General features: G+C 70.9%; 10 protein-coding genes. 7 read left to right on the forward strand and 3 right to left on the reverse strand.

What is annotated here, in order from left to right:
• Window positions 1-27 precede the first annotated feature (27 nt).
• On the forward strand, window positions 28-939 hold the full coding sequence (locus AB4112_RS01285) for a LysR family transcriptional regulator (protein WP_441716720.1): 912 nt from the start codon (window positions 28-30) through the stop codon (window positions 937-939).
• A gap of 19 nt (window positions 940-958) precedes the next feature.
• Here the strand turns inward: AB4112_RS01285 and AB4112_RS01290 are convergent, their stop codons facing one another.
• Entirely contained in the window at window positions 959-2,506 is a 1,548-nt protein-coding gene (locus tag AB4112_RS01290; protein WP_441716722.1) for a serine hydrolase, read from the reverse strand.
• A 121-nt stretch (window positions 2,507-2,627) separates the two neighbouring features.
• A complete protein-coding gene (locus tag AB4112_RS01295) occupies window positions 2,628-5,117 on the reverse strand; it encodes a family 20 glycosylhydrolase (protein WP_309801450.1) in 2,490 nt (829 codons plus the stop codon).
• A gap of 79 nt (window positions 5,118-5,196) precedes the next feature.
• Between AB4112_RS01295 and AB4112_RS01300 the strand changes: the two genes are divergently transcribed.
• The 6 genes from AB4112_RS01300 to AB4112_RS01325 all read left to right on the forward strand — a co-directional run bounded on the left by AB4112_RS01300 (window position 5,197) and on the right by AB4112_RS01325 (window position 11,986).
• Window positions 5,197-6,423, forward strand: coding sequence for an ROK family transcriptional regulator (locus tag AB4112_RS01300; protein WP_309801451.1), 1,227 nt, complete (start codon window positions 5,197-5,199; stop codon window positions 6,421-6,423).
• A gap of 95 nt (window positions 6,424-6,518) precedes the next feature.
• Window positions 6,519-8,168, forward strand: coding sequence for an ABC transporter substrate-binding protein (locus tag AB4112_RS01305; RefSeq protein ID WP_309801452.1), 1,650 nt, complete (start codon window positions 6,519-6,521; stop codon window positions 8,166-8,168).
• A gap of 170 nt (window positions 8,169-8,338) precedes the next feature.
• Window positions 8,339-9,322, forward strand: coding sequence for an ABC transporter permease (locus AB4112_RS01310; RefSeq protein ID WP_309801453.1), 984 nt, complete (start codon window positions 8,339-8,341; stop codon window positions 9,320-9,322).
• The gene (locus tag AB4112_RS01315; protein WP_309801455.1) at window positions 9,319-10,218 is read left to right on the forward strand and encodes an ABC transporter permease; all 900 of its coding nucleotides are present in this window, start codon (window positions 9,319-9,321) and stop codon (window positions 10,216-10,218) included. Before AB4112_RS01310 ends, AB4112_RS01315 begins: the two co-directional genes overlap by 4 nt.
• The gene (locus AB4112_RS01320) at window positions 10,215-11,066 is read left to right on the forward strand and encodes an ABC transporter ATP-binding protein (protein WP_309801456.1); all 852 of its coding nucleotides are present in this window, start codon (window positions 10,215-10,217) and stop codon (window positions 11,064-11,066) included. The genes AB4112_RS01315 and AB4112_RS01320 overlap by 4 nt, the downstream gene beginning before the upstream one ends.
• Window positions 11,063-11,986, forward strand: a complete 924-nt coding sequence (locus AB4112_RS01325) for an ABC transporter ATP-binding protein (protein WP_309801457.1) — start codon at window positions 11,063-11,065, stop codon at window positions 11,984-11,986. The genes AB4112_RS01320 and AB4112_RS01325 overlap by 4 nt, the downstream gene beginning before the upstream one ends.
• Here AB4112_RS01325 and AB4112_RS01330 read toward each other — a convergent pair.
• Window positions 11,952-12,617 carry an FMN-dependent NADH-azoreductase gene (locus tag AB4112_RS01330; protein WP_309801458.1) on the reverse strand — a complete coding sequence of 222 codons (666 nt, stop codon included), beginning with the start codon at window positions 12,615-12,617 and terminating at the stop codon, window positions 11,952-11,954. The two genes, AB4112_RS01325 and AB4112_RS01330, sit on opposite strands and share 35 nt — an antisense overlap.
• Between the last annotated feature and the right edge of the window lie 43 nt (window positions 12,618-12,660).

Here is a 12,660-nt window from a genome sequence, read left to right on the forward strand (position 1 = left end):
TTAAAAGGAAACCTTTATAATCGTGAGATGGGCTCCACTGCCGATCCATTCTTCGGTCTCTCCACCTTCCTCGCCGTGGCGGAGGCGGAGGGCTTTACCGCGGCGGCGGCCCGGCTCGGCGTTTCTCCGGCCGCCGTGGGCCAGACGGTGAAGGCGCTGGAGGCCCGGCTCGGCGCGCCCCTGTTCATCCGCACCACCCGGCGCGTGCGCCTGACCGAGGCCGGCGCGGCGCTGCTGGCGCGGATCCGGCCGGCGGCGGCGGAGATCGCGACGGCGGTCGATGCGGTCGGCGCGGCGGGCCAGGAGCCCACCGGCCTTCTGCGTCTGACGGCGCCGCGCATGGCAGTGCCGCTGGTGATCGATCCGGTCGTCCCGGCCTTGCGGCGCGCCTGCCCCAAGCTGTCGGTCGAGGTTGCCGTCGAGGATGCGGCGGTGGATCTGCTCGAACGCGGCTTCGACGCCGGCATCCGCATCGGCGAGTACATCGAACGTGACATGGTCGCGGTGCGCCTGACCCGCGACATCGTCTGGGCCCTCGTGGGCAGCCCTGCCTATCTGGCCGCGCATGGTCGGCCGGAGAGTCTCGAGGACCTCGCCCGCCACGACGCCATCCGCTACCGATTCCCGACCTCGGGCGCGATCTATCGCTGGGAGTTCGAGCGCGAAGGCCGCAGCGTCTCGGTCGATCCTCCCGGCGGCGTCATCGTCAATGACGGCGCGCTCCTGGTCTCCTTCGCCTGCGCCGGGCTCGGCCTCAGCTATGTCGCCGATATCGCGGTCGACGCCGAACTGCGCGCCGGCCTGCTCGAACGGGTGCTGGCTCCGCTTCTGCCGAAGGGGCCGGGGCTGTTCCTGTACTTCCCGCAGCGGGCCCAGGCGCAGCCCAAGCTGCGGGCGCTGATCGATGTCGCCAAACGGGTGCTGCGGCCGGTCCGCTAGGCCCGGCCTTCAGCCGCCATCACGGCGCCGCGCGCGTCAGCACGCCGAGGCCGAGGTCGTCGAGATCCTCGATCGTCACCTGGTCCGCGACCTGGTCCGGGCCGATCCGGAAGGTCACGGCGGCCAGGAGGTCCGGCGTCTCCGCGGACGGCGCATAGACGAACAGGTCCCGGTCGAAATGCCGGAGCGGGAATTCGGCCTGCTGCCGCGGGCCGAGGGTGAGCCACAGGGTGCCCTGGCGCTCGACCACGGCGGCGGTGCCGAGATAGGCGTTGGCATAACGGCCGGCATAGGCCGCGGCGGGCAGGGCGGGGGATGGCGAGGCCGGCGGGGTGCCATAGCGTGCCTGGGACGCCGCCACCGCCGGGCCGAACAGCCCGTCAAAGATCCGGCCCCATTTCGCGGGCCAGTCCTGGGTCACCCGGCCATCGAAGACCTGGTCGAAGAAGCTGTCGGCGAGGCCTTCGGGCACGCCGGTCGGGAAGGCGTTGGCCAGGATCACGATGCCGATGCCGTCGTCCGGATACAGGCTGACCAGGGTGCGGGCGCCGACGCTAAAGGCACCGGCATGGTCCCATTGCAGGCCGTGGCGGCCATACTCAACGTTCCAGCCCAGGCCGTAGAAGGCGGCGGCGCCGGTGACCGGGTTGGCGCCGCGGGCCATCAGCGGCTGGTGGGTCTGGTCCAGCGCATCGCGGCGGATCAGGTCCTGGCCGGCATACCGCCCCCGGCCCAGTTCCAGCCGCAGCCACTGCGCCATGTCGCGCGCGGTCGAGCTGACGCCGCCGGCGGGGGATTGCGCATCCGGGTCGCGCGTCAGCTTGGCCTGCCAGTCGCCGCCGACGCGGACATGCAGCGCGGCGCGGTCCGGGCGGGACAGGAAATCGGCATGGCGCGAGCTGGTCGAGGCCATGCCCAGCGGGGCATAGACCAGCTGCTGCGCCGCGTCCTCCCAGGCCATCCCCGCCGCCTTCGCCGCCGCGACGGCGCCTTCGGTGATGCCGAAATTGCTGTAGGAATAGCCGGCGCGGAAGCTGCTGGCCGGCGCCACCTGGCGCAGCCGGTGCAGGATCTCGTCGCGGTCGTAGCCCAGCGCCTCCAGCTCGTTGCCGGCCTCGCCGGGCAGGCCGCTGCGATGGGCGAACAGGTCGCGGATGGTCAGCTGCTGGGTCGGATAGGCCTCGGCCAGGGCGAAGCCCGGATCGATGTCGGCGATGCGGGTGTCCCAGGTGACGGTGCCGGCACTCACCAGCGCCGCCACCACGGTCGAGGCGATCGGCTTCGAGCAGGAGGCCAGCTGGAACACGGTGTCGGCATCGACGGCGGCCGGCTGCCCCGCCTCGCGCCGGCCGAAGCCCTTCAGGAACACCACCTCGTCGCGATAGACCACCGCGATCGACAGGCCGGGCACGTCGCCCCGGTCGACCGCCGCCTGCGCCTGCCGTTCCAGCAGCGGCAGCGCCGCCGTCACCGCCTCCGGCGTCACGGTGCCGGCACCTGCGCCGGCCGACGGTGCCAGGGTGACGGCCAGGGCCGCAGCGGACAGGAAACTGAGACGCATGGGCATTCCTGGCCCCCCTTCATTGGACGGCGCCGTCGCGCTTCGCTGCATCATGCCCTGGAGAGAGGGCGGCGGACAGCGCCGGCTGCGCCTCTCCGCCGATTGGATGGCGACGGGCCGGTTCCGCTCAGGCGACCACTGTCCCCACCCGGCTGCGCCGGCCGTCGGGGGTGAAGGCGGCGACGCGGAAGCGGGCGCCGGGCGCGGCCGGGACCGGCCCCTCATAGAGCGGCGACTGCGGCGTCGGGTCGGCCTGGCCGGGCTCGTAGCGCAGGGCGAGGCCCGGCATCTCGGTGCTCAGCACCAGCGTGCCGTCGACCACGGCGCCGCCCACCGGCGGGACACGTGGGGCATAGCCCAGGGCGGACAGGCGCCAGAGCTCGCGCTGCCCCAGCCGGTTGGCGAAGTCCGACCATTCCGCATCCATCTGCCGGCGCCGCTCGGCCGGGTCCGCCACCGCGGCCCAGGCGGGGTCGCCGACCCAGGCGCGCTCGGCCACGGCCAGCACGCGGGGCAGGGCGAAATGGTCCAGCCGGTCGCGGCTGGTGATGTGCTCGCTCCACAGCGTGCCCTGCAGGCCGCGGATATGCTCCAGCCCGTTTGCCGTCGGCCGCAGCTTCGCGGCGAGCTGCTCCGGCGTCGCCAGCCGGCCCAGCGGGTCGCCCGCCGGCTCCAGGAACGGGTCGGTCGGGCAGAATTCGAAGGCGGCGCGGGTCGAGATGTAGCCGGCCCATTCCTGCCCCGGCTCGTCCGGGTGCTTGGCATGGGCGAGATCGAGATACAGCCGGTCGGCCGAGCACAGCACCACCGGCACCCCGGCATTGGCCAGGTGGAAGGCGCAGTCCTCGCGGCCGCGGCCCCAGATCGAATCCCAGACATAGATCAGGCAGTCGTCGCGGGCGAAGCCGGGGTCGACCACGATGTCCGGTCCCTGGCCGTGGTCCGGCCCCCGGCCGTGGCCGCGCAGCGCCGCCTCCTGCCACCCGGCCAGGCCCAGGCCGCGCTCGGCCAGGATAGCGCGCAGCCGGCGGAAGAAGTCGGTCTCCAGGGCGTGCAGGTCGGCCAGCCCGTGCTGGTCCATGTGGCGGCGGCAGGCGGGCGACCCGGCCCAGACGCCTGATGGCACCTCGTCGGCGCCGACATGGATGTGGGTCAGGGCGGCACCGGCCTCGGCATACATCGCGGCGATCGAATCCACCACATGGGCGAAGAAGCGGTCGACCGAGGTCATCCCGACGCAGACGACATTGTCGACCCAGCCCTGGATCGAGCGGTAGTCGGACCGGTCGTCCGGGTCGGTCAGCAGGAATTCGCCCGCCGCCTCCGGCTGCCCCGCCGCGGCCAGCCGGTCGTGCCGCACCGCCATGGCCCGGATCGCGGCGCGGGCGTGGCCGGGCAGCTCGATCTCCGGGATCACGGCGATGTGCCGGTCGGTGGCGTGGCGCAGGATCGCCAGGAAATCGGCACGGCTGTAATGGCCGGTGCCCGGCGGCTCGGTCTCGGCGCCGGAGTTGAAGGACGGCTGCAGCCGGTCGGCCTCATCAGGGCTGTGGCCCCGGCGGGCGCCGATCTCGGTCAGCTCCGGCAGGCCCGGGATCTCCAGCCGCCAGCCCTCATCCTCGGTCAGGTGGAAATGCAGGGTGTTCAGCTTGTACAGCGCCATGACGTCGAGCAGCCGGATCACGGTCGCCGCGTCGTGGAAGTTGCGCCCGACATCGAGATGCAGGCCGCGATAGGGGAAGCGCGGCCGGTCGGTGACGGCCAGGTGCGGCAGCTCGACCGGCCCGCGGCTGCCGGGCGGCACCAGCTGCAGCAGGCTCTGCACCCCGCGCATCACCCCGGCCGGGCCACGGCCGGCGATGCGGATGCCGGCGGCGTCGATGACCAGGATGTGGGCCTCGTCGGTCGCCTCCGCCACCTCGGCAATCGGGCCCAGTTCCAGCCGGATCGCCGCGGGATCTGTGCCGGATGGAAGGGCCAGACCGGCCAGTTTTTCGAGGCCTGCCGCCAGCACCGCGGCCTCGCGCTCCAGCCCCGGCGCCGCGGCGATCGCGGCCGTGGGGTCGAGCCGGAACCGGCCCGTGCCGACCGTGCTGCGCCAGGGTTTCGGCGTCAGCGGCGCCAGCGCCGTCTCCGGCAGCGCCGCGACGCCCCGATGGGCGGCGAACAGCGTCGCCGGCGTCTCCGGCGGCACCAAGTCCTCGGTGCCGCGGCTCCAGGCGGCGGGGTCGCGCGGCAGGGTCCGCCGCACCGTGCCGGTCCGCGGCGGCTGCTCCCGCCCATCCGCGCCGGTCACCACCAGGAAGCAGGTGGCGGGCAGGTGGGTCACCTGCGGCAGGGCGGATTCGCTGACCAGCCGGGCGTGCCAGCGCCGCTGCCCGGCGGCGCCCGCCGCGGGCCGCAGCCGCCGCAGGTCGCCGTTCAGCCGGTCCAGCGCCAGGTCGCCCTTGAGGCCGTCCGCCGCCAGCACGTGCCAGACATTGAAGTACAGCGCCCAGGTCGCGCCCGCCGGAATCGGGGTGTCGCCGAGGTCGAGCTGCAATTGGCTGACCGCCCGGCCGTCCGGCCGCCGCTCCAGCACCTGCCAGATCAACAAGGGTGCGGTTGTGTCCGTCATTCCAGGCCTCGTGTGAATCGGGCGCTTGTCAGATCCAGGCTATTAAATCTAAATGATTTGACAACTGTCGAGGCCAAACATGCAGGAGGCCGCCCTCGCGCGCCGTGCGGGCGCCAATCTGGAAGGGGCGAGCGCGCACAACCGGCGGGTGGTGTTCGACCTGCTGCGCCTGTCCGGGCCCCTGTCGCGGGCGGAGCTGGCGCGCCGCACCGGCCTGTCGTCGCAGACCGTCTCCAACATCATCGAGGATTTCGCCGCCGCCGGGCTGGTCGAGACCGGCGCCCGGGTGGCCGGCGGCCGCGGCCAGCCGCCGACGCCCTACCGCATCCGCCCCAGCGGCGGCCATGCCATCGGCCTGCATCTCGACCACCACGAGGTCCGCGGCGTGGTGGTGGACCTGTCGGGTGCGCCGGTGGGCCGGGCCAAACGCTGGCTGCATGCCGGCGACCCCGCCACCCGGGTCTCGACCCTGGCCGATCTGGCGGACGAGCTCGGCCGCGACCTGGCGGCGATCGATCCTGCGGCTCCGGGCCGCGTGCTCGGCATCGGCCTGGCCATGCCCGGGCCCTTCGGCCTGCCGCTGAAATCGGTGGCGGGGCGGCACGCCGACTGGATCGAATCGGCCGGCGACTACGTGCAGTCCCTGACCGAGCGCACCGGGCTGGTGGTCTCGCTCGAGAACGATGCCCGCATGGCGGCGATCGGCGAGCGCATGGCCGGCGCGGCGCGGGGGCTGGAGAATTTCGTCCAGCTGTTTATCGGCCAGGGCCTCGGCTGCGCCATCGTGGTCGAGGGCGAGGTGGTGCGCGGCGCCGCCCGCAACGCCGGCGAGATCGGCATGCTGCCGGCGGCGATGTTCGGCACCCCGCCGCCGGACGACATGCCCTTCGCGACGCTGGAGGAGCTGGTGTCGCTGTGGGCCGTCGCCCGCCATCTCGGGCTCGACCCCGACATGGCCGACCTCCACGACCGGCTGGAGGGCATCCGCAAGGGCGAATCCCCCGCGCTGGCGGACTGGATCGCCATGGCCGCGGACCGGCTGCGCGTCGCCGTCCACCTGCTGGAGACCCTGTTCGACCCCGAGACGATCCTGCTCGGCGGCCAGCTGTCGGAACCGTTCCTGGAGCGCATCGCGGCGGCGATGACGCCGCTGCTGCCGTCGCTCAGCCACCGACCGGGGCGGACCCGCCCGCGCCTGATCATCGGCACCGCCGGCCCCTGGGCCGTCGCCATCGGCGCCGCCACCGAGCCGATCGCCCGCACCTACGCCCCGCGCTTCCAGGCGCTGTTGAATCCAGTGGTCTAGTCCACTTTGTGTTGACAAGCGGTTCGGGGCCGGGTCACGATTAATTCGAAATGAATGAATAAAACGGTCGGTCCAACCATTTGCCGGGGGGCAACATGCAGTTCTGGAAATCCACCGTCATCGCCGCCCTGACGCTAGGGGCGCCAGCCGCGGCTCTCGCCGAAACCGTGCTGACCCTCCACATGGAGGAGCAGAGCGCCTGGGTGCGCAACTTCAACCCGTATAATCTCGGTTCGCGCCGCGCCAGCACGGTCGACCTGATCTACGAGCCGCTGGTGATCTTCAACCCGATGGAGGGCGGCAAGCCCTATTACCGCCTGGCCACCGGCCTGACCTTCTCCGACGATCTGAAGGCGGTCACTTACACCCTGCGCGACGGGGTGAAATGGTCTGACGGCCAGCCCTTCACCGCCGACGACGTGAAGTATTCGATCGATCTCGCGCGCGGCAACCCGGCGGTCGACGCCTACGGCATGGCCGATGCGGTGGAGTCGGTCGACGTGGTCGACCCGCACACGGTGACGATCCACCTGAAATCCGTGGATTCGACCTTCCCCGAGACCTTCAGCGACGTGCCGATCGTCCCGAAGCATGTCTGGTCGGCCATTCCGGACCCGATCGCCACCGCCAACGAGACCCCGGTGGGCACTGGCCCGATGACCGAGATCCGGCGTTTCACCACCCAGGTCTACGAGCAGTGCCGCAATCCGAACTACTGGGATGCCGCCTCGCTGAAGATCGACTGCCTGAAGTTCCCGCAGATCGCCGGCAACGACCAGACCCTGGCGATCGCGCAGAGCGGCGACCTCGACTGGTTCGGCTCGTTCCTGCCGGACATCGAGAAGACCTACGTCGCCAAGGACCCGGCCAACCACCATTACTGGCAGCCGCCGGCCGAGACCGTGTCACTCGTGTTCAACCTGAAGGCGGAGAACGAGGGCAACCGCGAGGCCTTCAACGACCTGGCCTTCCGCCAGGCCGTCAGCCTGGCGATGGACCGGGACTCGATGGTCAACGTCGCCGGCTATGGCTACCCCACGGCCAACGCCCACGCCAGCGGCCTGCCGCCCCGCTTTGAGGTCTGGCGCAGCAAGACCGATCCGGCGCAGTGGGACGCCTTCATGCATTACGACGTCGAGAAGGCGAAGGCGCTGCTCGACGCCGCCGGCTACAAGGCGGGGGCCGACGGCATGCGCACCACCCCGTCGGGCAAGGCGATCTCGTTCAAGATCCTGGTGCCGAACGGCTGGACCGACTGGATCGACGACAGCCAGATCGCGATCGAGGGGCTGCGCGCCATCGGCATCGACGCCGGCGTCGAGACGCCGGAGCTGGAGCAGCGGACGACCGCGATGATCGGGGGCTCGTTCGACGCCGGCCTCGGCTCGACCCTGGACGGGGCGACGCCGTTTAAGTTCTACAACGACACCTACAATTCGAAGAGCGGCGGCCGGGTCGAGGGTGGGTCCGCTCGCTACGCCAACCCCGACCTCGACGCGGCCCTGGCGGCGTTCCGCGACACCACCGACAGCGCCAGGCAGCATGAGCTGATGGGCAAGGTGCAGGACATCGTCTCCGCCAACCTGCCGGTCATCCCGTTGTTCAACAACCCGACCTGGTACCAGTACTCGACGAAGCGGTTCACCGGCTGGGCGACGCCGGACAACCCCTTCGCGGTGCCGGAGAACCATGACGGCGTGCACACCCGCATCCTGCACCTGCTGGCCCTGCGCCCGGTGCAGTAGGCCGTCCGGCGAGGGGGGAGGCCGGCGCCACCCCCTCACCCGACGCCCTTCCTCCGGGGGGAGGGATAGGCCCGGCGCCAGCGGCGACGGAAGGGTGAGGGGGTGGAACGCCGGCGGGTGACAGGACGACCCCATCAGCACAGCCTTGATCCGACCGGCTGGGAGGCCGCATGCGCGTTCCATACCGACGCCTGCTGATCTACGCCATCGCCTTCGCGGTCGCGATCGTGATGAACTTCCTGCTGCCGCGGCTGATGCCGGGCAGCCCGGTCGACGCGATGATCGCCCAGTTCGGCAAGCGCGCCACCCCGGCGATGATCGAGGCGATCAAGATGCGCTTCGGCCAGGGCGACGCCACACTGCTGGAGCAGTTCTGGGTCTACCTCAAGGGCATCGCCAGCCTCGATCTCGGCGTCTCGACCAAATACTACCCGCAGACGGTGGTCGAGGTGCTGGGCCGGTCGATCGGTTGGACCGGGCTTCTGGTCACCACCTCGATCGTGTTCAGCTTCGCCCTCGGCAGCCTGCTCGGCACCGTCTCCGCCTGGCGCCGCGGCAGCAAGTTCGACGGCATCGTCTCGCCCGTCGCCGTGGTGCTGCTGGCGCTGCCGCCGGTGGTGATCGCGATCTGCGCCCTGTTCCTGTTCGCGGTCAGCCTGCGCTGGCTGCCGCTCGGCTACGCCTGGGACCCGGCGCTGGACCCCGGCCTGTCCTTCGCCTTCCTCGGCAGCGTCGCCTGGCACGCCATCCTGCCGGTCTTCACCCTGTCGCTGTTCCTGATCGGGGACTTCCAGGCGACGATGCGGAACAACATGATCTCGGTGCTGGGCGAGGACTACATCACCATGGCCCGGGCCAAGGGGCTCAGCGAGACCAGTGTCATGTTCAGCTACGCCGCCCGCAACGCGGTGCTGCCGAACCTGACCAGCCTGGCGCTGGCGCTGGGCAGCGTGTTCGGCGGGTCGATCGTCACCGAGGTGGTGTTCAACTATCCCGGCCTCGGCCTCACCCTGTTCCAGGCGGCGATCTCACGCGACTATCCGGTGATCCAGGGCCAGCTGCTGATCATGACCCTGGCGACGCTGGCGGCCAACCTCGCGGTCGACATCGCCTATCTCTGGCTCGACCCCCGGCTCCGGGACCAGCCGGCATGACCGGCCTGATGCAACGGCTGTGGCGCCAGAAGAAGGTGACGATCGGCCTGGCCATCGTCCTGGCCTTCGTGCTGATCGCAGTCTTCGCCCCGCTGATCGCGCCCTACGACCCCTCCGCGCGGGTCGGGCGGCCGCATGAGGCGCCCAGCGCCGAGCACCTGCTGGGCACCACCCGGGTGGGGCGCGACGTGCTCAGCCAGCTGGTCTGGGGCGCCCGCACCTCGCTGCTGGTCGGCTTCGCCGGCGGCATCGTCATCACCGTGATCGGCACCGCGGTCGGGCTGATCGGCGGCTATCGCGGCGGGCGGCTGGACGAGGTGCTGGACCTCGCCACCAACGTGGTGCTGGTGATCCCGAATCTGCCGCTGCTGATCATGCTCGCCGCCTTCCTCGGCAATGCCGGGATCGGCGCCATCGTCACCATCGTGGCGCTGACCTCCTGGCCCTGGGGGGCGCGCGTGACGCGGGCCCAGACCCTGGCGCTGCGCCACCGCGAATTCGTGCTGGCGGCGCGGCTGGTGGGCGAGCCGACCTGGCGCATCGTCGGGGTCGAGATCCTGCCCAACCTGGCCTCGATCATCGGCATCAACCTGGTCGGCAGCATCATCTACGCCGTGGTCGCCCAGGTGACGCTGGAATATCTCGGCTTCGGCGACCCGCTCGGCGTCTCCTGGGGCCGGATGCTGTACAATGCCCAGAACGCCTCGGCGATCACGGTCGGGGCGTGGTGGGACATCATGACCCCCTGCGCCGCCATCGCCCTGCTCGGCCTCGGCCTGGCCCTGATCAACTTCACCCTGGACGAGGTGGCGAACCCGCAGCTGCGCTCCGGCCCCGCCTTGACCCGCTGGCTGCGTCTGGTCGACCGGCGCCGCCGCGAGAGGAAGCCGGCATGACCGCGCCGCTGCTGGAGGTCCGCGACCTCGTGATCGAATACCTGCTCGACAAGGGATCCTTCGTCGCGGTCGACACCGTCTCCTTCGAGATCGGGCGCGGCGAGATCTTCGGCCTGGCCGGCGAATCCGGCTGCGGCAAGAGCACCATCGCCTATGCCATCACCCAGCTGCCGCGGCCGCCGGCCTGGGTGCGGCAGGGCGAGATCCGATTCGACGGCACCGACCTGCTGCGTCTCGACGAGGCGTCGCTGCAGAAACTGCGCTGGCGCCGCATCGGCATGGTGTTCCAGAGCGCGATGAACTCGCTCAATCCGCTGCTGCGGATCGAGCGCCAGTTCTTCGACGTGCTGTACCGCCACACCGGCTGCAGCCGGGCGGAAGGGCGGGCGAAAGCCGAGGCGATGCTGCGGTTGGTGGGCATCGACCCCAAGCGGGTCGGCGACTATCCCCACCAGTTCTCCGGCGGCATGCGCCAGCGGCTGGTGATCGCCATCTGCCTGGCGCTGGAACCCGACCTGATCATCATGGACGAGCCGACCACAGCGCTCGACGTCGTGGTCCAGCGCGAGATCCTGCAGCAGATCTGCGACCTGCAGGCGCGGCTCGGCTTCTCCGTCCTGTTCATCACCCACGACCTGCACCTGATGTCGCAGTTCTGCGACCGCATCGCGGTGATGCTGACCGGGCGGATCGTCGAGCAGGGGCCGGTCGACCAGATCACCCGGGCGCCGCAGCACGACTACACCCGCCGGCTGTGGGACGCGATCCCGCGCCTGCCGGCGGCGGCGGCCGTGGAGGGTGGGACGGGCGCGCCGGCGGATGCGTTGCGGGAGCGGACCCTGTCATGACCGAAGCCGCCCTTCTCGAACTGCAGGGCGTCGGCATGCGCTTCGGCGCCGGCGACCATGCGGTCACCGCGCTGCGCGACGTCACCTTCCGGCTGCAGCCCGGCCGCGCCATCGCGCTGGTCGGCGAATCCGGCTGCGGCAAGACCACCTGCGCCCGGCTGATAGCGGGCCTGTACCGGCCGACCGAGGGCCAGGTCCGGTTCCGCGGCACCGATGTGACGGCCCAGGCCGGGCGGGCGGGGGAGTTGGCCTATCGCCGCGCGGTGCAGATGATCTTCCAGGATCCCTTCGCCTCGCTGAACCCGGTGTTCAACGTCTCGCACCACCTGTCCCGGCCGATCCGGCTGCACGGGCATGCCGCCACGGCCAAGGCGGTCGAGGCCCGGGTGGCGGAGCTGCTGCGCTGGGTCGGGCTCGACCCCGACATCGCCGCGATCAAGTTTCCGCACCAGCTCAGCGGCGGCCAGCGCCAGCGGGTCAACATCGCCCGCGCTTTGGCGGTGGAGCCGGAGATCCTGGTGGCGGACGAGCCGACCTCGATGCTCGATGTCTCGATCCGGCTCGACATCTTGAAGCTGCTGGCCGAGACCAAGGCGGCGCGCGGCCTGGCCATGCTGTACATCACCCATGACATCGCCACGGCGGCGCATGTGGCGGAGGAGATCGTGGTGATGTTCGCCGGCCAGATGGTGGAGTGGGGCGACACCGCGGCGGTGACCGGCGCGCCGCGCCACCCCTACACCCAGCTGCTGCTCTCGGCAGTGCCCGACCCCGACGTCAAGCTGCGCGGCACCGGCAGCGGCGCCTTCCAGGCCAGGGCCGAGGCAATCCGCACCGCCAGCCGGCAGGCGACGGACAGCATCGTCACCGTCGGCCCGAACCACTTCATGCGCGCGGCGCCGGGGCTGTCGCTGCAGTAGGCGACGCGTCCGGTCCGCTGCGGGCGGGCGAGGAGAAATAGTCCTGTAGCGCCTGATCCGTCTGGATCCGGGTCTCGGCCACGGCCTCCGGGGCCGAGCCGGTTCCCTGGACGGAGAAGAACGTCAGGTCATGCAGCCCGGTGATGCCCAGGACGGCCTTCAGATAGGGGGTCAGGAAATCCGGCTGGCGCGCGCGCTCCCCGGAAAACCGTCCGCCCGAGGCGATGGCGACGAAGACCGGGCGGTCGCGCAGCAGGCCCACCTTGCCCGCCGGGGTCACGTTGAAGGTCCGGCGGGCCCGGACGACATGGTCGATCCATGCCTTCAGCATCGAGGGCACGGTGAAGTTGTGCATCGGGGTTCCGATGACCAGGACATCGGCACTCTCCAGCTCCTGGATGAGCTTGTCCGACAGGGCGATGGACGCCCCGTGAAGGATGTCCACGGACGACCCCTGGGATGTCGCGTAATCCGCATCGACATGCGGGATGGAACCATCGCCGATCACCCGTTCCACCAGGATCGCGGTCGGGTCTTCCTGCTGCAGAAGACCGACGATCTTCTGCGACAGCCGATGGCTTTCGGTGTCCTGGCCGCGGGGGCTGCAGCTGACGCGCAGGATCTTCTTCATCGTCCGATCTCCGAATTCTTGCCGAATGCCGCCGTTCTCGCCG

It is taken from the genome of Inquilinus sp. 2KB_23 (assembly GCF_052115705.1).
Taxonomy (GTDB): Bacteria; Pseudomonadota; Alphaproteobacteria; order DSM-16000; family Inquilinaceae; genus Inquilinus; species Inquilinus ginsengisoli_A.

Excerpts from the sequence above, each read along its gene's own strand:
- AB4112_RS01285 (WP_441716720.1), top strand. The coding sequence starts at position 28 with ATGGGCTCCACTGCCGATCCATTCTTCGGTCTCTCCACCTTCCTCGCC.
- AB4112_RS01290 (WP_441716722.1), bottom strand. The coding sequence starts at position 2,506 with ATGCCCATGCGTCTCAGTTTCCTGTCCGCTGCGGCCCTGGCCGTCACC.
- AB4112_RS01295 (WP_309801450.1), bottom strand. The coding sequence starts at position 5,117 with ATGACGGACACAACCGCACCCTTGTTGATCTGGCAGGTGCTGGAGCGG.
- AB4112_RS01300 (WP_309801451.1), top strand. The coding sequence starts at position 5,197 with ATGCAGGAGGCCGCCCTCGCGCGCCGTGCGGGCGCCAATCTGGAAGGG.
- AB4112_RS01305 (WP_309801452.1), top strand. The coding sequence starts at position 6,519 with ATGCAGTTCTGGAAATCCACCGTCATCGCCGCCCTGACGCTAGGGGCG.
- AB4112_RS01310 (WP_309801453.1), top strand. The coding sequence starts at position 8,339 with ATGCGCGTTCCATACCGACGCCTGCTGATCTACGCCATCGCCTTCGCG.
- AB4112_RS01315 (WP_309801455.1), top strand. The coding sequence starts at position 9,319 with ATGACCGGCCTGATGCAACGGCTGTGGCGCCAGAAGAAGGTGACGATC.
- AB4112_RS01320 (WP_309801456.1), top strand. The coding sequence starts at position 10,215 with ATGACCGCGCCGCTGCTGGAGGTCCGCGACCTCGTGATCGAATACCTG.
- AB4112_RS01325 (WP_309801457.1), top strand. The coding sequence starts at position 11,063 with ATGACCGAAGCCGCCCTTCTCGAACTGCAGGGCGTCGGCATGCGCTTC.
- AB4112_RS01330 (WP_309801458.1), bottom strand. The coding sequence starts at position 12,617 with ATGAAGAAGATCCTGCGCGTCAGCTGCAGCCCCCGCGGCCAGGACACC.